Source organism: Algoriphagus locisalis, from assembly GCF_900116615.1.
Lineage (GTDB): Bacteria > Bacteroidota > Bacteroidia > Cytophagales > Cyclobacteriaceae > Algoriphagus > Algoriphagus locisalis.
This window is the reverse complement of the sequence record NZ_FPBF01000005.1, coordinates 325,574-346,581: the sequence shown is the minus strand read 5'-3', so window position 1 is coordinate 346,581 and position 21,008 is coordinate 325,574. Positions and strand designations below refer to the sequence as shown.

19 protein-coding genes are annotated in these 21,008 nt (G+C 41.2%); 9 read left to right on the top strand and 10 right to left on the bottom strand.

Annotation, left to right across the window (positions count from 1 at the left end; all coding sequences use genetic code 11):
- Positions 1-68: 68 nt before the first annotated feature.
- The 4 genes from BM386_RS15600 to BM386_RS15585 all read left to right on the top strand — a co-directional run bounded on the left by BM386_RS15600 (position 69) and on the right by BM386_RS15585 (position 4,875).
- Entirely contained in the window at positions 69-956 is an 888-nt protein-coding gene (locus BM386_RS15600) for an SMP-30/gluconolactonase/LRE family protein (protein WP_091695997.1), read from the top strand.
- 323 nt (positions 957-1,279) lie between these two features.
- Entirely contained in the window at positions 1,280-2,281 is a 1,002-nt protein-coding gene (locus tag BM386_RS15595; protein ID WP_091695996.1) for an acyl-ACP desaturase, read from the top strand.
- 134 nt (positions 2,282-2,415) lie between these two features.
- On the top strand, positions 2,416-3,954 hold the full coding sequence (locus BM386_RS15590; RefSeq protein WP_091695994.1) for a carbon-nitrogen hydrolase family protein: 1,539 nt from the start codon (positions 2,416-2,418) through the stop codon (positions 3,952-3,954).
- 66 nt (positions 3,955-4,020) lie between these two features.
- Positions 4,021-4,875, top strand: a complete 855-nt coding sequence (locus BM386_RS15585; protein ID WP_091695993.1) for a pirin family protein — start codon at positions 4,021-4,023, stop codon at positions 4,873-4,875.
- Here BM386_RS15585 and BM386_RS15580 read toward each other — a convergent pair whose 3' ends face one another.
- The 7 genes from BM386_RS15580 to bshC all read right to left on the bottom strand — a co-directional run bounded on the left by BM386_RS15580 (position 4,876) and on the right by bshC (position 14,772).
- Entirely contained in the window at positions 4,876-5,649 is a 774-nt protein-coding gene (locus tag BM386_RS15580) for a Rossmann-like and DUF2520 domain-containing protein (RefSeq protein ID WP_091695991.1), read from the bottom strand. It lies immediately after the preceding gene.
- An 84-nt stretch (positions 5,650-5,733) separates the two neighbouring features.
- A complete protein-coding gene (gene lpdA / locus BM386_RS15575; RefSeq protein WP_091695989.1) occupies positions 5,734-7,131 on the bottom strand; it encodes a dihydrolipoyl dehydrogenase in 1,398 nt (465 codons plus the stop codon).
- Positions 7,132-7,235: 104 nt separating this feature from the next.
- Positions 7,236-8,756 carry a 2-oxoglutarate dehydrogenase complex dihydrolipoyllysine-residue succinyltransferase gene (gene odhB, locus BM386_RS15570; RefSeq protein ID WP_091695987.1) on the bottom strand — a complete coding sequence of 507 codons (1,521 nt, stop codon included), beginning with the start codon at positions 8,754-8,756 and terminating at the stop codon, positions 7,236-7,238.
- Between the two features lie 88 nt (positions 8,757-8,844).
- Positions 8,845-11,637, bottom strand: a complete 2,793-nt coding sequence (locus BM386_RS15565; RefSeq protein WP_091695985.1) for a 2-oxoglutarate dehydrogenase E1 component — start codon at positions 11,635-11,637, stop codon at positions 8,845-8,847.
- 487 nt (positions 11,638-12,124) lie between these two features.
- Positions 12,125-12,622 carry a hypothetical protein gene (locus BM386_RS15560; RefSeq protein ID WP_139235932.1) on the bottom strand — a complete coding sequence of 166 codons (498 nt, stop codon included), beginning with the start codon at positions 12,620-12,622 and terminating at the stop codon, positions 12,125-12,127.
- Positions 12,623-12,644: 22 nt separating this feature from the next.
- Entirely contained in the window at positions 12,645-13,217 is a 573-nt protein-coding gene (locus BM386_RS15555; RefSeq protein ID WP_091695982.1) for a 5-formyltetrahydrofolate cyclo-ligase, read from the bottom strand.
- Positions 13,204-14,772 carry a bacillithiol biosynthesis cysteine-adding enzyme BshC gene (gene bshC, locus BM386_RS15550; RefSeq protein WP_091695981.1) on the bottom strand — a complete coding sequence of 523 codons (1,569 nt, stop codon included), beginning with the start codon at positions 14,770-14,772 and terminating at the stop codon, positions 13,204-13,206. The genes BM386_RS15555 and bshC overlap by 14 nt, the downstream gene beginning before the upstream one ends.
- 203 nt (positions 14,773-14,975) lie before the next feature.
- Between bshC and BM386_RS15545 the strand changes: the two genes are divergently transcribed.
- The 5 genes from BM386_RS15545 to BM386_RS15525 all read left to right on the top strand — a co-directional run bounded on the left by BM386_RS15545 (position 14,976) and on the right by BM386_RS15525 (position 18,332).
- Complete coding sequence (locus BM386_RS15545) at positions 14,976-16,217, top strand: M16 family metallopeptidase (RefSeq protein WP_091695979.1); 1,242 nt, start codon at positions 14,976-14,978, stop codon at positions 16,215-16,217.
- The gene (ispF, locus tag BM386_RS15540) at positions 16,214-16,696 is read left to right on the top strand and encodes a 2-C-methyl-D-erythritol 2,4-cyclodiphosphate synthase (RefSeq protein ID WP_091695977.1); all 483 of its coding nucleotides are present in this window, start codon (positions 16,214-16,216) and stop codon (positions 16,694-16,696) included. The genes BM386_RS15545 and ispF overlap by 4 nt, the downstream gene beginning before the upstream one ends.
- Positions 16,693-17,376, top strand: coding sequence for a tRNA (5-methylaminomethyl-2-thiouridine)(34)-methyltransferase MnmC2 (gene mnmC2 / locus BM386_RS15535; protein WP_091695976.1), 684 nt, complete (start codon positions 16,693-16,695; stop codon positions 17,374-17,376). The genes ispF and mnmC2 overlap by 4 nt, the downstream gene beginning before the upstream one ends.
- A gap of 66 nt (positions 17,377-17,442) precedes the next feature.
- The gene (locus BM386_RS15530) at positions 17,443-17,862 is read left to right on the top strand and encodes a hypothetical protein (RefSeq protein ID WP_091695974.1); all 420 of its coding nucleotides are present in this window, start codon (positions 17,443-17,445) and stop codon (positions 17,860-17,862) included.
- On the top strand, positions 17,859-18,332 hold the full coding sequence (locus BM386_RS15525) for a Clp protease ClpB (RefSeq protein ID WP_091695972.1): 474 nt from the start codon (positions 17,859-17,861) through the stop codon (positions 18,330-18,332). Before BM386_RS15530 ends, BM386_RS15525 begins: the two co-directional genes overlap by 4 nt.
- On the opposite strand, the gene BM386_RS15520 is transcribed toward BM386_RS15525, so the two are convergent.
- The 3 genes from BM386_RS15520 to BM386_RS15510 form a co-directional block, all read right to left on the bottom strand.
- A complete protein-coding gene (locus BM386_RS15520) occupies positions 18,329-18,829 on the bottom strand; it encodes a hypothetical protein (RefSeq protein ID WP_091695971.1) in 501 nt (166 codons plus the stop codon). The two genes, BM386_RS15525 and BM386_RS15520, sit on opposite strands and share 4 nt — an antisense overlap.
- Before the next feature lie 100 nt (positions 18,830-18,929).
- Positions 18,930-19,589: a phosphatidylserine decarboxylase family protein gene (locus tag BM386_RS15515; RefSeq protein WP_091695969.1), complete on the bottom strand. Its 660-nt coding sequence runs from the start codon at positions 19,587-19,589 to the stop codon at positions 18,930-18,932.
- A gap of 72 nt (positions 19,590-19,661) precedes the next feature.
- Positions 19,662-20,939 (bottom strand): Glu/Leu/Phe/Val family dehydrogenase, encoded by a 1,278-nt coding sequence (locus BM386_RS15510; protein WP_091695967.1) that lies wholly within the window; start codon positions 20,937-20,939, stop codon positions 19,662-19,664.
- Between the last annotated feature and the right edge of the window lie 69 nt (positions 20,940-21,008).

Below are 21,008 nucleotides of genomic sequence, written 5' to 3'. Positions count from 1 at the left end.
GAAAAATTTACGAAGAAGTATCTCCGCATACTTATAACCCAACCTTTTACAACTAATAATTACAGCTTATGAAAATTAACGCAAAGTCCCTTTTGTTCGGACTGTCAACTACCTTGTTATTTGCTCAGTGCAATCCTCAAAAATCGGAAGAAACTTCCTCGGAGGAAGTAATTGTGAAAGAAGTAAAAACTCCCACCCTAACCAAAATCTGGGAAACTGATTCAACCTTAACTACAAATGAATCTGTCCTATATGATGCAGCTTCTGGGAAAATTTATGTTTCCAATATCGAAGGACAGCCTACAGAAAAGGATGGCAAAGGATCCATTTCCATCATCGACAAAGAGGGAAATATAGTATCTCAAGACTGGGTAACTGGTCTAAATGCACCCAAAGGTATGGGTATAGCCAATGGAAATCTTTATGTAACTGACATTGATCAATTGGTCGAAATAAACTTGGAGTCAGGTGAAATCTCCAACAAATACCCGGTAGAGGGCGGACAGTTTCTTAACGATTTAGCGACTTTTGATGGTAAGGTATATTTCACAGATATGAATACCGGAAAGGTGCATATGCTAGATGCAGGCATGATATCCTCTGTTACAGAAGGACACGAATCTATCAATGGAATTGCCATTGGTACAGATGGAACACTCTACGGATTGGACAAGTCAGGATTTAAAACACTTCAGACAGACGGTAGCTCCACCATCCTAAACGAGACAGTCACCGGAGGTGATGGACTAGTCATCCTTGGAGATGGAAATTACGTCGCCTCTAGATGGGCTGGAGAGGTATATTTCATCAATGCTGAAGGTACCGAAACCTTACTTTTGGACACAAAAGATGCTTCATCCAATACCGCTGACATAGGATTTATACCAGGAGATAATATCGTTTTAGTGCCTACTTTCTTCAAGAACAAAGTAGTCGCATACAAATTGGACTACTAAAAGTTTATCTGTTTTCTAATTAGTTAAAAGCCTTCACACGAAGGCTTTTTTTCGTTAAGTGAACTTGGACTACAATATTTTCCTTATCTTAATAAGTAAGCGATTCAAAGAATTTAAACCCAAATAGGGCATTCCTTACTAGCTCTTGTCAAATTTCATGATAAAAATCATGGTTATTTGACCTAACCTGCTGTAAGCAGGCAACTTGTAAAAATGCAGATCATAGATAGAGACAATCTATCTGAAATTTGTCCATTTGTGAGTAAATTTGTCCTAATTCAAAACCGTACCGAGTTAATGATAATTCGGACATAAATTTATCCATGATGAAATCAGGAGAAATAGATTACGAACTAGAAAAAAACATAGAGGTCATTTCCCAATTGGATGGGCTCGTTGGCGAAGCAGTAGATAATATTCTGGTTGACCCAGACAAGTGCTGGCAACCCTCTGATTTTCTACCTGATTTTGGCGATCCCGATATTCATGACCAAGTAAAGCTTTTGCAACAAAGATCTGAGGGGATACCTGATACAGTTTTGACTTCACTTGTAGGCAATATGATTACCGAGGAAGCCCTTCCAAGTTATCAGACCTATTTCAACTTGCTGGAAGGAATTAATCCAGAACGTTCACTGCTGTCGCCATCCGGATGGGTGAGGTGGAGTAAATCTTGGACTGCAGAGGAAAACCGCCATGGAGACTTGCTTAATAAGTACCTCTACATGACAGGAAGAGTGGATATGAAAGCTGTAGAGCAAACTATCCACAGGCTTCTGATGAATGGTTTTGATGCCAACACGGGTGGAGATCCTTACCAAGCCATCGTTTATACCTCCTTTCAGGAAAGAGCAACCAAGGTTTCACATGTGAACACCGGAAAACTAGCGGATATCGCAGGAGACCCTGTTTTGGGTAGAATCTGTAAGCAAATTGCCGGTGATGAAGCTAGACATGAAAAAGCATACAAAAGCTTTATGTCTGCCATCTTTGACATTGATCCTAATGGAGCAATTATCGCTTTTGAAAAACTAATGAGAAAGCAGATCGTGATGCCTGCGGTATTGATGGGAGAAGGCGGTTCAAATCCTTCCTTATTCACTCAATTCTCAGCAATCACCCAGAAAGTTGGAATATACACAGGTTGGGATTATGCCCGAATCATCGAACATTTAGTGGGACTTTGGAAAATTGAAAGTTTAACTGGACTCAATGACGTAGCATCAAAAGCCCAAGATTACTTAGTAAGGCTATCAGACAGATATATGCGGTTAGCAGACCGGATGAAAGCTCCAGAAGAAGTAAAGCTTGCCTGGCTTAAATAACCAGCTCTTAATAAAACCTTAAATCCTTTCCGAACTGGAAAGGATTTTTTGGTTGAATGCATTCTGTATATCTTAAACGACATTGTTTTAACTTCATACGTTTATTCAAATCAACGAAATTTCACGCTTTCCCCATGGACAATACTCAAGTAGAAAACATATCCTTATCTTATCTGCAACCTTCAGACTACGGCGATTTCAAGGCCGCCATGATCGAAGCTTACAGAAGTATGCCTGGATCTTTTTGGGCAGAAAGTCAAATTGAAACCCTGATTTCTAAATTTCCAGAAGGTCAGGTGGTCATCAAAATAAATGACCAGCTAGCTGGATGTGCACTTTCTATCATTGTCAGTGACGCTGATCTGGAAGGTGAACATACTTATAAGGACATTACCACCAACTTTACTTTCGAAAACCACAACGACGACGGAGACATGCTTTATGGCATTGATGTCTTTATCAAACCGGAATTCCGTGGATTGAGACTTGGCAGAAGGCTATATGATTATCGTAAGGAGCTTTGCGAAAAGTTAAACCTGAAAGGAATTGTATTTGGAGGAAGAATACCCAATTACCACAAGTACGCAGATCAGATGGGGCCAAAGGAATATTTGGAAAAAGTAAAGCTGAAGGAAATCTATGACCCAGTTTTGAATTTTCAATTAGCAAATGACTTCCACCCAGCTAGGATCATGAAGAACTACCTAGAAGGCGATGCCGCTTCCAGTGAGTTCGCGGTGCTTTTGGAATGGAAGAATATTTTTTATGAAAAGCCGAACAAGAAAGCCTCCACCAACAAGACCATCGTTCGTCTTGGGCTGATCCAATGGCAAATGCGTTTGTATGACAATTTGGATGAGTTGATGCAACAGGCAGAGTACTTCATCGATGCTGTTTCCGGATATCGCTCGGATTTTGCGCTTTTCCCTGAGCTTTTCAATGCGCCGCTGATGGCGGAGTTCAATCACCTAAGTGAAGCGCAGGCAGTTCGTGGATTGGCAAAATATACTGACGAGATTGTCAAGCGATTTGCGCAGCTATCTGTTTCCTACAATATCAACATCATCACCGGCTCCATGCCGAAGATCAAAAATGACAAGCTCTATAATGTAGGCTATCTCTGCAAAAGAGACGGATCTATAGAGACTTATGAGAAGCTTCATATTACGCCATTGGAAGCCAAAGTCTGGGGAATGCAAGGCGGAAGCATGCTGAAAGCCTTTGATACGGACTGTGGCAAAATTGGAATTTTAATCTGTTATGATGCTGAATTCCCAGAGCTGAGCAGGATCCTAGCTGACGAAGGAATGGACATTCTGTTTATACCATTTTTAACTGATACGCAAAACGGGTATTCCCGAGTGCGCAACTGCGCTATGGCTAGGGCTATAGAAAACGAATGCTATGTGGCTATGGCTGGTAGTGTGGGCAATTTGCCTAAAGTTCATAACATGGACATGCAATACGCACAATCCATGGTAATCACTCCCTGCGATTTCCCTTTTCCAAGTAACGGCATCAAAGCTGAAGCTACGCCAAACAATGAAATGACTTTGATAGCCGATGTTGACCTCTCTTTGCTGAGGGAGTTAAATCAGTTTGGAAGTGTGAGAAACCTGAAGGATAGACGAACTGACCTCTTCGAACTTAGGCTAAAGGATATACCAAAATAATCTCGAATTAAGTGAATTATATCTCTTCAAAAACCATTACATGTATATACATTAATTGTAAAAATCATGAGATCAATCAAGAGAATACATAAAGCGGAATACAGACCTATAGCCGATTTAGTGACATACAGTCCAATGCCAACTCGGTCATTAGACCATTTAGATCCATTCATTTTTCTAAATCATCACGGCTTTCAAACTTATCCCTCTCCCAACCAAGGATTGCCTTTCGGCCCACATCCACATAGAGGAATGGAGACAGTTACCTTTATTTTGGAAGGAGATATCATGCACAAGGACTCATCTGGACATGGATCTGTAATCGGTCCAGGAGGCGTACAATATATGACTGCCGGAAGTGGATTGATCCATGCTGAAGTCAGTAGTGATAAATTCAAGATAGATGGTGGTGACCTTGAAATCCTTCAGCTATGGCTAAACCTTCCTGCGGATAAAAAAATGATGAAGCCAAGCTATGTAGGCTTGCAAAAAGAAGAAATTCCAACTTTTGAAATCGATGGAGGTAAAGTAAAAGTACAGCAGCTATTCGGAGATTGGGGAGCCAATGAAGGTGCATTCAAAGGCAATTTCCCAATTACAATGAGTACTATCTATTTAGAAAAAGACGGGAAATTTGAACAATCAATTCCGAAGGATGAAAGTGTATTCTTCTATATTGTGCGAGGCAGTCTGAACGTGAATGGAGAAGAAATCAATTTCAGGAATTTAGTGGAGTTTGAAAATAATGAAACAACCATTAGTGTAGAAGCTACCGAAGATTCAATTTTGATTTTAGGTCATGCTTTACCATTCAATGAGCCAATGGTCGCTCAAGGTCCATTCGTAATGAACACTACTAAACAGATCCAAGAAGCATACGCTGATTACCAAGCTGGGAAGTTTGGCACATGGAGCCACTAATTAACTATCAATTATATCTTGGGAGACTAGTCGGTAGATTTCGGCGATTCCTTCATTGTAATTCAAGAATCGATGATGATCTTCCAGGGTTTCATAATCCTCCCGAATAGCAGGGCCAGTTTGAGCTGCTTTAGCGCCCATTTGAAGACTTTTTGAAATCGTCTCAATGATCAGTGGCTTGAGCATTTCAAAATCCAAACCTTGTCTATGCATTACCTCCTCAGCAATTCTTATCATATGATTGGAAAAGTTGCTGGCAAAAACCGCTGCAATATGCATGGCTTTTCTATCCTTAGATCGCACTGTATAAGTCAGAGGAGAAAGACTTTTCGCCAACTTCTTCAGCTTTTGTAATGTCTCTTCATCATCTGATTCCAATAAAAACGGTACTTCGTCAAATTCGATTTTCCGTCCTTTTGTAAAAGATTGCAAGGGATAGAATATGCCGGTATAAGTCGCTGAGCTATAATTTAAAATATCCAAACCTACTGATCCTGAAGTATGAACCAGAATTGAATCTTCGGGTAAAATAATCTCATCTGCCACATCCAAAATTGCAGAATCTTTTACTGCCAAAATGAAAATCTCCGCCTCGCTCGCCGAAAAATCAAGATCATCTTTGGGTTCTCCTGCATAAACACGATCCGTAATAGTCTCCGCACTTTTCAAAGTACGCGCATAGACTTCGGTGATCACATGGCCAGCATCTTCTAAGGCAGGGGCCAAATGCCAAGCGACATTTCCAGCACCGATTAGGGCAATTTTAAACTTCATACGCTAATTAAACCAAAAATTTGACCAAAGAAAAAGCCATTCGAATCTCTCCGAATGGCTTTAATCAGCAAGGGTACTAATTTTTTATATATGTAGAGCTCGATTGTCTGTAGCTGCCAGACATGCTTCTTTGAAAGCCTCTGTGTAAGTCGGGTGCGCATGAGACATCCTAGCAATATCTTCAGCAGATGCGCGGTACTCCATCGCTACAACTGCTTCAGCAATCATATCAGCCGTTCTAGGACCAATCATGTGCACACCTAGAATTTCGTCGGTCTCAGCATCTGCCAGGACTTTCACCAAACCATCTGTATCCATGGATGCTCTGGCACGGCCAGAAGCCATGAACGGGAATTTACCAGCTTTATATTTGATGCCTTTTTCCTTCAATTGCTCCTCGGTATAACCTACCGCTGCCACTTCTGGCCAAGTATAAACCACACCCGGAATCAGGTTGTAATTGATATGTGGTTTTTGTCCCAAAATAGTCTCGGCGACAAATACACCTTCTTCTTCAGCCTTGTGAGCTAGCATAGCGCCTTTCACCACATCGCCGATTGCATAGATATTCGGAACGTTGGTTTGCAGGTGATCATTTACTTCCACCTGACCTCGGTCTGTAATTTTAACACCGGCAGCTTCAGCATTCAAGCCATCAGTATATGGTCTTCTACCGATAGAAACCAGCACATAATCGCCTTTTACTTCTACCGTTTCGCCTTTTGGATTTTCTGCTTTTACAGTTACTTCTTTGCCTTTGCTTTCTACAGCAGTCACTTTATGCTTCAAGAAAAACTCGAAACCGATTTTCTTCAAAGACTTCTGAAGTTCTTTTCCCATGGTACGATCCATGGTAGGAATCAATGAATCCATGAATTCGATCACAGAAACCTTTGCCCCCATTCTGGCATACACAGAGCCCAGTTCCAATCCGATCACACCACCTCCGATGACCACCAGATGTTTAGGGATTTCTTTCAGGTTCAATGCTTCTGTAGAAGTAATCACACGATCTTTGTCCAGCTTGATAAAAGGCAAAGTAGATGGCTTTGAACCAGTAGCGATGATGATGTTTTTACCTTGAATGTCTGAAGAAGATCCATCATCTTTGGTCACTTTCACAGTAGTCTTATCTACGAAAGAGCCAACTCCTTGATGAACTTCTATTTTGTTCTTCTTCATCAGGTAATCAATCCCATCTGTATTCTGCTTCACCACGTCGTTCTTTCGGGTGATCATTTGCTTCAAGTCAACTTTCAAATTACTCAGTTTGATGCCGTGAGTTTCGAAAGTATGAGCAGCATTATGGAAATGCTCGGATGAATCCAATAATGCTTTGGATGGGATACAGCCAACATTCAGGCAAGTACCTCCCAACGTTGGGTATTTTTCAACAATGGCCGTTTTCAGCCCAAGTTGTGCACAGCGAATCGCTGCAACATATCCACCCGGACCAGAACCTATAACTATTACGTCGTACATTATTTTTTAGATTTTAGAGTCTAGAATCAAGATCCAAGACTTGTTAAAATGGAGCCATAAGTTTCTCTGCCCCTCGTAAATCGTATATCAGAAATCGTAAATACTTAAACTCCAAACAACAATCTTGTCGGGTCTTCAAGCAATTCTTTTACTCGAACGAGGAAGCTAACTGACTCCCGTCCATCGATGATTCTGTGATCATAAGAAAGAGCCAAGTACATCATCGGAAGGATAACCACCTCACCATTCACAGCCATAGGGCGCTGAACGATGTTATGCATACCTAGAATCGCAGATTGTGGAGCATTGATGATAGGAGTTGACATCATTGAGCCGAAGATACCTCCGTTGGTCAAAGTGAATGTGCCACCAGTCATTTCCTCGATAGAAAGTTTGCCATCTCTAGCCTTAGTAGCCAGTCTAACTACTTCTTTTTCTACCTGATCAAAGCTTAGCGTTTCAGCATTTCTGATAACTGGAACAACAAGTCCTTTTGGAGCAGAAACAGCGATGGAAATATCGCAGTAATCGTTATAAACGATTTCGTTTCCATCAATTTTAGCATTTACAGCAGGCCATTCTTGAAGCGCTACGCAAACCGCTTTGGTGAAGAAGGACATGAACCCAAGTCCTACACCGTGCTTTTCTTTGAATTGCTCTTTGAATTTAGATCTCAAATCCATGATAGGCTTCATATTCACCTCATTGAATGTGGTCAACATCGCCGTCTCATTTTTCACAGACACCAATCTCTTTGCAACTGTTTTTCTCAAAGAAGACATTTTCTCTCTACGCTCATCTCTTGAACCTGCAACTGGTGCAGGAGCGGCAGGGGCAACGGATTTGCTTTCTGCTTTTGCGGGAGTAGCTTTTTGAGCAGATTGAGCATCTTCTTTGGTAATTCTACCGTCTTTTCCAGTTCCTTTCACAGACTCAGGAGAAACTCCTTTTTCTGCTAAAATCTTGGAAGCCGCTGGAGATGCATGTCCTGTAGCATAGTTTGTATTTCCTGATGCAGCCGCAGGAGCTGATTCAGAAGAAGATTCAGAACTAGCTGCTGCAGCAGGTTCGCCTTCTGTCACTTCGATTTTACAGATCATTCCGCCAATCTCAAGCACATCACCTTCTTGTGCCACATGACGAAGGATTCCTGATGCCTCAGCTGGCAATTCAAACGTAGCTTTATCAGAATCTACCTCAGCGATGATTTCATCCAACTTCACATAATCTCCATCTGATTTGATCCAGTTTGCCAAGGTCACCTCGGTGATGGACTCACCTACGGTAGGCACAACCATTTCTTTCACTTCTCCGGTAGTTTTGGCTCCCGAAGACTTTTCTTCAGCTTTCGGTGCAGCATCAGCGGCTGGTTCTGATTTACCTGGAGTTCCAGTTTCATCGATTTCACAGATTACAGCTCCGATTTCCAGAACATCACCTTCTTGGGCTTTGATTCTAAGCACGCCCGCAGCTTCTGCCGGCAATTCAAAAGTGGCTTTATCAGATTCCAGTTCACATAGGACTTCGTCCATTTGAACTTCTTCCCCATCTTTTTTAAACCATTGACCGATAGTTACTTCCGTAATGGATTCTCCTACCGCTGGGACTTTAATTTCTTTGCTCATAAGTTTTTCTTTTTTTCTCTTTTGTAGTCAAAAAGAGAGGAACAAAATGATACGATTATTTTGGATGTCTTTATAAAAAGAGCTGTAATTATTTCAATTTAAGTGCTTGAGCAACAATGTTTTTCTGCTCTTCTACGTGCACTTTGTTATAACCCGTAGCAGGTGAAGCACTGGCCTTTCTAGCGATAATATCCATCGGGATTTCTTTATAAAGTAATCTCAAGATATAATTCCAATAACCCATGTTAGATGGCTCTTCCTGAACCCAGACAACCTCAGCTTCTGGATAGCCTGCCAAAACATCTAGCATTTGCTTTTTAGGAAGAGGGTGTAATTGCTCGATTCGCACAATCGCTACATCTTTCACTTTCTCTTTCTCACGAGCTTCTTCTAAGTCGTAGTAGATTTTGCCGGAGCAAAGCACAACTCGCTTCACATCTTTAGCATTCACTGTAGTATCTGGAAGAACTTCTCTGAATGAACCAGAAGTGAATTCAGAAAGTGGAGAAACTACTTTTGGATGTCTAAGCAAAGACTTTGGAGACATCACAATACATGGCTTTCTGAATTCCCAAGCCAGCTGTCTTCTCAACAAGTGGAAGAAGTTTGACGGCTCAGTTACGTTAGCCACAATAGTGTTGTATTCAGCAGCAAGCTGAAGGAATCTTTCCGGACGGGCATTGGAGTGCTCAGGGCCTTGACCTTCATATCCGTGGGGAAGAAGCATTACCAACCCGTTCATTTTCTGCCACTTTGATTCCCCAGAAGTGATAAATTGGTCAATCATGGTTTGAGCACCGTTGGCAAAATCACCAAATTGTGCTTCCCAGATAGTCAGGGAATGTGGATTTGCCATCGCATAGCCATATTCAAAGCCCAACACAGCGTATTCAGAAAGAAGAGAGTTATAAATGTAAAACTCACCTTTCCTATCCTTCATTTCCTTTAAGGAATTGTAGGCTTTATTGGTATTCGCATCATGGAGAACTGCATGACGATGAGAGAATGTACCTCTTTGTACATCCTGACCTGTCAATCGGACTGTCTTTCCTTCCAAAGTCAATGAACCATAGGCAAGCAATTCTGCCGCGGCCCAGTTCAATGATTTAGACTGGAAGAACATATCCTTACGTTGCTTCAACTGCACCTCGATCTGCTTAAGAGGCTTAAATCCTTTAGGAATTACTGTCAGCGCTTCAGCTACTTTTTCTATTTGCTCCTGAGTTACACCAGTCTGTGGAGACTGATCAAAATCTTCCGGCTTGGATCTTCTCAGATTGCTCCACTCCTGCTCAAAACGCGTAGCTTGATAAGGAAGTGGTTTTTCCTTCACTAGATTCAAGCGATCCTGAAGTAATTGTCTGAATTCCTCATCCATTTGCGAAGCTAACTTTGCCTCCACATCTCCACGTTCTGCCAATCGCTTTACGTAGATCTCTCTTGGATTCGGATGCTTCGAAATGATATTGTAAAGTTCAGGTTGGGTGAATTTAGGTTCGTCAGATTCGTTGTGGCCATGACGTCTGTAGCAAACCATGTCCACAAAAATATCGCGACTGAATTTCTGTCTGAATTCCGCAGCTAGTTTAGCAGCAAAAACAACTGATTCAGCATTGTCACCATTCACGTGAATAACTGGTGCGTCGATGATTTTAGCCACGTCAGTACAATAAATCGAGGAACGGGCATCATCAAAATCAGTGGTAAAGCCCACCTGATTATTGATCACAAAGTGTATGGTACCTCCGGTGTTATATCCTTTAAGGCTTTCCATCTGCGTTACCTCATAGACGATTCCTTGTCCAGCCACAGCAGCATCACCATGTATCAAAATAGGAAGTGCTTTTGTCACATCTCCTTTATATTCTGAGTCGATTTTGGCACGAAGGAAACCTTCTACCACCGGATCTACAGCCTCCAAGTGAGATGGATTCGGAGCCAATTTCAAATGAACTTTGTTTTCTGAGTGAGTAACGATATCACTAGAGTACCCCATGTGATATTTCACATCACCATCGCCCATGGTTAAGTCAGGCTTGGCAGTTCCTTCAAATTCCGAGAAAATCTGCTCATAGGTTTTACCCATGATATTTGCCAACACGTTCAAACGTCCACGGTGAGCCATTCCAATCATCACCTCTTTTACTCCTAATTGAGAGGAAGTATTAATAACTGCATCCAAGAACGGGATAGTGCTTTCTCCACCTTCCAGTGAAAAACGCTTTTGCCCGAGGTATTTGGTATGCAAAAAGTTTTCGAAAACTACCGCTTGGTTAAGCTTCGAAAGGATACGCTTTTTCTCTTCATGAGTAGGATTAAATGCCAAGGCATCTTTTTCTACCTTAGTTTTAAACCAATCCAGCATCTCCGGATCACGGATGTACAAGTATTCAAATCCTACAGATCCTTCATAAATGGACTTTAGGGATTCTAAAATTTTGGAAAACTTAGCTGTTCCAATGCCGATTTCATTTCCAGCTTGGAATTCTGTATTCATATCTTCCTGCCCCAATCCAAAGTCCTGAGGGTCAATCAAAGCTTTTCTATCTCTTCGCTCTCTTACAGGATTGGTCTTAGATCTCAAATGAGCTCTGGATCTATAGGCATGAATCAATGCCCTTACCTTTATTTCCTTAGGCAATTGCTCCATGTCCATAATGGTGCCTGGAGTGGCCAAAGCTCCATTTTTCGCCGGAGCGGCGGCTTTCCCATTCGATGCAGCAGCATTGTCTTCCTCACCGTAATTGGTCAGTGCAAAGTCAAAGCCATCGAAAAACTCTTTCCAGCTAGGGTCGATTGATTCTGGGTCACTCTTGTAAGAAGAGTATAGCTCATCTATATAAGACACGTGAGCATTAGCGATATAAGAAAACTTATCCATTGTTAATTTTTGAAGAAGAACCCAAAGCTAAGCTCTTAATCCTACAATAAAAAATTGCTTATTTGCTTTCGCAAATGTTTGATTTATGTTTACCTCAAATCGAATAAAAATCAAGCCAAACAACCTCTTCATATACTTGAATGTACATAATCGCATAATGAAAGCTGTTGCTCATTATCCTCCGCCGCTAAAACAGACTCCAATAGATTTAAACGGCTGAAAAGGTTTGGAAATATCGGATGACTCTTTCATAAAAGTGTAGTTTTAAAAAGGAACATAAATCAAAAATCAGATTTTAATATAATGATAATGAGCGGAATAAAACAGAGTAAAGAAAAAAGCAGCGCCTCTTTTGCCCTATTTCATCACTATAGCCCTTTGCTCAAAACCAATCCGAAAAAAAAAAGAATATCGACCAAAATATGGACTAAAACCCATTTCACCTTCTAGAATCAGAAGTCTCAAACTTTGGTAATCGAACTAGATCCTACAATGAATACCGCAACGTAAATGCAGCTTCATCTTCCCAAAACTTAGTGAAGTCGGTGAAGTTGTAGGCGGGCTTCCAATAAAGCCCTACAAAAAAATTACTCTGATTGATATTGTATTCTAAACCTGTGATTGCATCCACTCCGAAAACATTGTAATCCTGATCAATCTTATAAACCCAGGGAGGCTCACCTTTGCCGTCTTTCCAGATTCCGTAGTGAGCCCCACCTCCAAAATACCATTCCAGTCCGCGGATTTCCCTAATATCCAGATGGTGCTCATATAGTGCCGCTGCCACCCACCCTTTCCATCTTCTGTAAACTAACAGATCAACAGCGCCATTGTAAGAAATGAATTGCTTTACCGTACCACCAATGTTAGTTCCACCTACTACTCCTACCATGGTATTGTAATCTGCAAGCTGAGCATTGGATTCATTCACGGATAAAAAAAACATGGGAACCGTAATAAAAAGCACGAGAAGTGTAAATCGCATAGAGTAGTCTGTTATTTCAGGATCAAAAAGTAATAATTTTTTCTGCCGTAATGCAATAATCTAAAGGTATATCATGAAGCTCTGGAAGAATACTTAGCTCCGGAGCAAAAAAACTCAGCCCCACCTTAAGTACGGAAGGATCCAATCCTGCCAAAAAAGCATCATAATAACCCTTACCAAAGCCAATTCTATTACCCTTTTGATCATAGGCTAATAAGGGAATAAAGACTACTTGAATCAGATCATTTGACACCAGATCAAACTCCTCTGGTACAGGAATCCCCCACTTATCAAATTGAAACTTAGTATTTGGCTTCAAACGCAACGTTTTTAGCTGCAATGATTTAGGATCAACCCTTGACGTATAAACGGCGGCGCCATTTTCTTCTAAATACGCTTTAATGGGAAAGGTATTTACTTCTCGATGTTTTGGGATTGGAAAAAATAAATGAAAATGGTTGAGACCTTTTCTTCCATTCAAAAAAGAAATCACATTGCCTTTGATCTGAAGGGATTTTTGCTCTATTTCTTCTTCTGACAAAGAAGCTCGAAGCTCCTTGTAATAAGTCCTTAATTGATGCTTATCTAGACTCATCTGACAAAACCATCATTCTAAAATCTAATGGATCAAAGCAATCCAGCAGTTCAGAAATCAACTCTGGGTTGCTCAAATAAAACTGCATCATATTAACTACCCGCTCCTGAGGACTTCCACCCGGCTTCACTAGCTCCTGAATACAACAGGCACGCTCAATTTGGGTGTTTAGTCTGCGCTCTTCAGCCTTCCGAAGCTTTGTCGCCATCTGATCTATAATCTTTAAGGACCGAACCTTACCAGCTTCAAAGGCATTTTCCAAGGTTTTCTCCAAATGAGCAGCCTCTTTTCCCTTAGTATCAAAAAGGGCAGAAATCACTTCCTTTTGCTTTTTTAACTCGATATCCATACTAGCCTCAGCTTTTACAAAGGTCTTTTTCCAATGCTCCAGATCTACAAATAGGTCTTCAAAACTCCAATTCAACTGCTCCATTTTCCGCTGCACCTTTTCGTTTAGAATCAAAGCAAAATTACGTGGCAAAAGAACTGGAAAAGGAACCTCAAAATGATCAAAAACTCCTTTCAATTGCAGCCAATAAACCACTTCTGCTGGCCCTCCCAAATAAGCCAAATTCGGTAAAATCACTTCTTGATATAATGGACGCAACACCACATTTGGACTGAAACGCTCTGGATGCTTTTCTATCAAAGCTTTCATTTCCTGCTCGGTGAATCGCAACTCAGTATTCACTACACCAAAGCCAGATTCCATCTTTTCAATCCGCTCACGAACACCTTTATCCAAATAAAAGAAATTCACTTCTCGGGGAAAAATCTGACTGCTATAACCCAATTCTTCGAGCGCATCAGTAGCTTCAGTTGCCTTTTCGAATGGCTTATGCTCAAATAAGTCGGAAAGTATCACTTCAGTAAACTCTCGCTTCAACTTCGCATCATCCCCATCTACCACCAGCAAACCTTCTTCTCCAAAGAGTGAATTGACATACTTTCTAGCTGCCTCAGAGAGCGTCTTAGAAGAAGCATAGGCATCCAAAAACACCTCTGGTGCAAAAGAAACAGACTTTAGAAACTCTTTGAAAGTTTTATCCAATTCAAAATCACCGACAGCGCCAGTCTGCTCAGAATTCCACTGATACTTCTTTCCATCTAGCTTGAAGTAATTGATTTCGTCAAAATCATGATCTTCGGTCGCCATCCAGTAAACGGGCACAAACTTATAGTCAGGATAGGTTTTAGCTAGTTTCTTAGCCAAGTTTATCGTGGAAACGATTTTGTAAATAAAGTAAAGTGGACCCGTAAAAAGATTAAGTTGATGTCCCGTCGTCACCGTGAATGTCCGCTCAGATGCTAAAGCTTCAATGTTTGAAGAAACAGCATAACTCACTTCCTGATTGGCATACTGGCTATGAAGCGCATCTACTAGCCCTTTTCGATGTTCTGCGGAAAAAGTCTTCTGCTCTATCGCGTTTTTGAAACTCTCCAATTTTGGAGCATGACTGTAAAATGGCTCAAGCTCCTTTTTCCCCTCGATATAATCCAAAAAAAATCGTGAAAACTGTCCGGTTTGGTGGAGTTCTACGCAATGTTTTTTCATAAGGGAATTGAGCTGAGGGTTATTTTGGAAAACTAACTTAGGCAATCATTCCAAAGTTCGTTTTTTTTTCGAAAAAATAAGGAATGCTTACACTAATGAGATTGTTTCTGGTTAAACTGATGTTTTAGCAGGAAGGTTTATTTAAAATACGCCTTCCTGATTAGCCAGAATTGCCAATTATCTTAGCTTTGCAAGCTACAATTATGCTACCCTACACAAGATTTTTCTTAGAAAACGGACTGGAAGTGATCGTCCACGAAGATCACGGCAGTAAAATCGCCGTTTTCAACCTACTTTATAAAGTCGGATCCCGAAATGAAAAGCCCGGCAAAACCGGTCTTGCTCATTTCTTCGAGCATTTGATGTTTGGAAGTTCTGCGAATGTCCCGGTTTTTGACCGTGAATTGGAGCGTGTGGGCGGAGCATGCAATGCTTTCACCAGTCCCGATATCACGAATTATTACATTACTATTCCTGCCGCCAATCTGGAAACCGCCTTTTGGCTGGAATCTGATCGTATGCTGCAATTAACACTGAGTAAGAAAACGATCGAGACGCAGCGAAAAGTAGTGATGGAGGAATACAAGCAGCGCTACCTCAATCAGCCTTATGGGGATGTTTTTCACCATTTGCGTGACCTCGCTTACGACACGCATCCTTACCGCTGGCCTACAATAGGTCAGAATTTAGAAGATATAATCAACTACACCCAAGAGGACGTTTGGGCATTTTACCAGGCAAATTATCGTCCTGATAATGCCGTCTTAGTTGTAGCTGGCGCAGTGACTCAAGCCGAAGTAGAACGATTGGCGAAAAAATGGTTTGAACCAATTCCAAACCTATCAGAGCCAGCTCATCAAATCCCAGTAGAACCAGCTCAACTTACCAAAAAGACAAAAGTGGTAGAAGCTACTGTGCCCACAGATGCACTATACAAAGCATATAAAATGCCTGCAAAATTAGCTGAAGGATACCTTGAGGCTGATTTGATTACAGACATCATTGGCTTTGGCAAGTCTTCCTTGCTGGAACAAACTTTGGTGAAGAACGGGAAGTTATTTGCTTCCGTGGGAGCCTACATTTTAGGATCAGTGGACCCAGGGTTGTTAATTTTCTCGGGAAAAATGGAGTCAGGTGTTTCTGCAGAAGAAGCTGAGCAAGCCTTGGATGCAGTTGTTTCTAGCTTTCTTACTTCTGAAATCTCAGATCATTCACTTCAGAAAGTAAAAAACCAAGGTGAAGCAATGAAAACCTACGAATCCATCCAAGTGCTCAATCGAGCCATGAATCTGGCAAATTATGCACAGCTGGGAAATCCAGACCTCTATTACGAGGAATTCGAAAATAAATCCAACATAAAGGGAGATGAAATCATCACTTGGGCAAATCGCCTAATCCGTGAAGAAAACTCCTCTGTCTTATATTATAAATCTGTACCTGCATGAACAAATTCAGAATAGGTTTCGGCTACGATGTCCACCAGCTAAAAGAAGGATATGATTTCTGGCTGGGAGGTATCAAATTAGAACATGAGAAAGGCGCCGTCGGACATTCCGATGCTGATGTACTGATTCATGTGATCTGTGACGCACTTTTAGGAGCCGCAAATCTGCGTGACATTGGCTATCATTTTTCCGATCAGGACCCAAAATTCAAAGGCATTGACAGCAAAATCTTACTAAAAGAAGTGATGGTTCTTCTGCGGGATTCCGGATATGAAGTTGGCAACTTAGACATCACCATTTGCCTTCAGCTTCCAAAAGTCAATCCGCACATACCTGCTATGAAAAGCTGCTTGGCTGAAGTGATGAATGTCTCAGAAAATGACATTTCTATCAAAGCTACCACCACTGAGAAACTTGGATTTGTCGGCAGGCAAGAAGGTGTATCCGCTTACTGTTCAGCATTAATCTATTCGGTATGATTGGCAACTTAAAAATCATCACTACAGAAGATGGCTCTCACTCGCTTTACAACGAGGAGTTAAAAGAAACATATCACAGCTTTCACGGTGCATTCAAAGAATCAATCCATGTCTTTATGCTCTATGGATTAGACTCATGGGTGATTGAAAACCCCAAGAAAAAGCCACTTCGCATTTTTGAGGTTGGTTTTGGCACCGGTCTGAATGCCTGGCTGACTCTAGTTTGGGCGGAGCAAAATCAGATCCCGGTACTTTATCATAGCATTGAGCCATTTCCACTAACTGAGGATATTTATTCCCAGCTAAACTATGGAGATATGGACGATGCCATTTTTCATTACAAGCCTTATTTACAGCGATTGCATAAAGCGGATTGGGACAAAGGAGTAATCATGTCTGAATATTTCAACATGAAAAAAGAAAAAACCACCCTGGATGAAGTGGTCCTTTACCCCACAGATGTCGTGTTCTATGACGCTTTTGCACCTAGTAAACAGCCTGAAATGTGGAAAAAAGAGGCATTGAGTAAAGTTTGCAACTCCATCAACCCCGGAGGAATATTCACTACCTACTGCGCGACCGGGCAGCTAAGAAGAGACCTGAAAGAATTGGGATTGGAAGTGGAGAACTTGCCAGGACCTCCAGGCAAAAAAGAAATGACGCGAGGCTGGAAGAAATAAAAAGAGCGGATTGGAATGCAGTTTGGATAGGAAGAAAGAAAAACCACCAACCTTAAATTAACTGCTATGAAAACTGCAATTTTTACTTGGCTATTTCTTTTACCCCTTCAAATCTACGCTACGACCTATAGCGCCAGACTTTCTGAAAATATGATTCCAAAAGCTCCGCAAAGTCAAGAACTCACGGGAGCTATGGATGCCATGAACTTAGAATTAATCAGTAGTGCTGAACAAGAGGAAGCAAACGGAAACTTCCAAGCGATTGCAGTCTCGCAGGAGAAACACATTCAAAAATTGAAAAGTCAGCTTGCTCATAAAAATCATGAGATTTATTCACAGGAATTAGAGCAATGGAAATTTCAAACTTCAACTTTGATCTTTTTCGTTGGTATGTTGCTCTTTGCATTCCTTTATATTAGAAGTAAAATAATTCCTACTCAGCCAGAAATGGCTAGAGTAAGCAATCTATATTCACAAGAAAAATGACTTTAGGACTAGTTCTATTCTTTTTAAACTTCATCACCCCACAATTCACCGAAGCGGGTCAGGCCAAATTGGAGAAAATGGTTCAAGAGCGGGATGCCCTTACCCAACAGTGGAAAGAATCCGAAAGTAAAAAATCTGGAATCTTTGGCAATCGCACCAAGAAAGACATGATTGAGACGAATGAATGGCTGGAGCGGATCATCGCAAAAGATAACTTGATCATGGATGAACTCCGGATGATCGGTGATATAGAAACCACCACAGCTACTCAAACCAGTGAAGACTACAAAGCCATTGCTTTCAAACAAGAAAAAGATGTACAGGCGCTAAAAAGAGCTGTAGCCGAGCGGGACAAATCCCTAGAAAGTATGCGTTCCACCCGAAGAACTTTTGAGTGGACCACTACCATTTTTTTCCTCACTACTTTAGGATTGGGATATTGGCTGTACAAAAGCAAAAAAGCTGCTTAATCAACCCTTACAAAGGTTTGGGCAGGGAATTCAATGCAGTCATTATCATCGTTTACATTCCAACAATCTTCCTGAAAAGTAAATTGACGCAAGTCACTGGTAAAGGTCAATTTGCCCGTAGGTATCCTGAAAAAATCCACTATCCCTGGTTTCAAATCCTGCTTGGGCACATAAAACGGTTGATTCTCACCTTCGAAATGAATCAAAGCGTCTGAATAGTAATATTGAAAAATATCAGCTTCGAAATTGTACCAAGAAGTGGCAGTCATTCTGTAACCTAACTCCTCTCCAATTTCAGTTTCTCTCACAGAAGAAGTGACATCAAAAAGACTGTCATTCCGAAAGGAATAACTTTCTACAAACCATACATCTAAAGAATCTGAATAATTCCGGTTTTCCCAAGTTCCAATTAAAGGAGATTTTGGCTCTTCGGGATCAGTGCAACTAGATAAAGATAGTGCACAACAAGCTAGAATAAGTAAGGATAAGTATCTCATGGCATAAAAATTTGTTTCATAAATCCATTACGAACTAAAACCTTTAAACGCTACAAAATCCCAAACTAAATTGTAGGAATTTCTTTTGCACCCAGAATTACTATTTCAATCTCGCAATTGGAGTCCTGCCTCCTTTGGTTTTTTCCTCTAATCCCACCATAATTTCAGCATCTAGCGGCAGGTAAACATCTACTCTTGAACCGAATTTGATAAAACCGAATTCTCCTCCTGAGGCTAATTCGGAGCCTGGCTTCACGTACCATTTAATTCTTCTGGCCAAAGCTCCAGCAACTTGTCTAACCATGAGTTTTGTACCATTTTCATGGGTCACTACCATAGAAGTTCGCTCATTTTCAGTACTTGACTTTGGATGCCAAGCGACAAGGTATTTTCCTGGGTGATATTGAAAAAACTCTACGATTCCTTTAATAGGAGATCTTGTAATATGCACGTTGATAGGAGACATAAAAATCGAAATCTGTCTGCGATTCTCTTTCAAGTATTCATCTTCTAAAGTTTCTTCAATCACTACTACTTTCCCATCGACAGGAGCATAAACCAAGCTTTCATCAGATGGAAGCTTGAAAATAGGGCTTCTGAAAAACTGTAGAATAATCAGATACAACACAATACTTCCTAAAACAGCAACATTAGAAAGTACCCGTGCATCCGGCATGAAATAGATGATCAGGTAATTACCAGCCACTAAGATAATTAGCAACCAAAATAACAAAACTCGTCCTTCTCTGTGTATAGTCATAATTTTCAAAACTAAAAGGCGTGGAGATTGCCCCACGCCTCAAAGATAAAATATTCTTTCGATAGAACAGGCTTAGAATCCTCCTCTGAATGTATAGGTCTTCGCAACTTTATCAATAGCAACGATATAAGCTGCAATTCTCATCGGCACTTCATACTTCAAGGAAGTCTGATAAACCGTGTCAAAGGCATCTTTCATGATTCTGTCAGAACGGCGATTTACACGGTCGGCAGTCCATTTATAGCCCAATCTATTTTGAACCCATTCGAAGTAAGAAACGGTCACTCCACCAGCATTTGCCAAGATATCAGGCACAGCCATGATTCCTTTTTCATTGATGATGGCATCTGCTTTAGCCGAAGTTGGTCCGTTTGCACCTTCTACGATCAGCTTAGCTTTGATGTCATTCACGTTATGGATAGTAATCACATCTTCTACTGCAGCTGGTACTAGCACATCTACATCCAACGTAAGCAGATCAGCAGGATCCAACATTTTTTCTCCTCCAGTGAAGCCTTCTAGATTACCACCATTCGCATCGCGATATTCGATGGCTTCTACGATGTTTACACCTTTTTCATTATAAAAAGCTCCAGTATGATCAGAAATAGCAACGATCTTTAATCCTCTTTCTTCCAACAATCTAGCCGCCCAAGACCCTACGTTTCCGAAACCTTGTACTGCGCAAGTTGCCTGGAAAGGATTAATCTTCAGTTTTTGCATGGCTGCCAATGCAGAAACCATTACACCACGTCCTGTCGCTTCAGTTCTTCCAAGAGATCCACCAAGTACCAGTGGCTTACCTGTCACCACTGAGCTTACAGTCATACCTTTCGCTTTGGAATATTCATCCATAAGCCAGGCCATTTCTCTTGGGCCTGTGCCCATGTCCGGAGCAGGAATGTCCTTATCTGGACCAAAGACATCAATCATAGCCATTGTATAGGCTCTGACAAGGCGTTCAATTTCACCCTTAGACATTTCTCTAGGATTACATCTTACACCACCTTTACCTCCACCGTATGGTATATCCACTACAGCACATTTCCAAGTCATCCAAGCAGCCAGTGCACGTACTTCATCGATGTGGACATCTGGAGCGAAGCGAATACCGCCTTTTGCTGGCCCAAGAATATTAGAGTGAATTACTCGGATACCTTCAAAGACCTGGATTTTTCCATTGTCCATCGTGATAGGAAGGGAAACGATTACTTGTTTGGCTGGATTTTTCAGGACATTGTACACCTCGTCTGAGAGGCCTAGCTTTTCAGCTGCAATGTTGAATCTTTCCATCATTGACTCCAGAGGATTCTCTTTATCCTTGATCGGAGCCGGTTCAATGTAAGCCATATTCGGGTTTGATTTAGTTATTCAAATGCGGTGCAATATTAATCAGATTTTCAATCAAGAAGGGTTCAA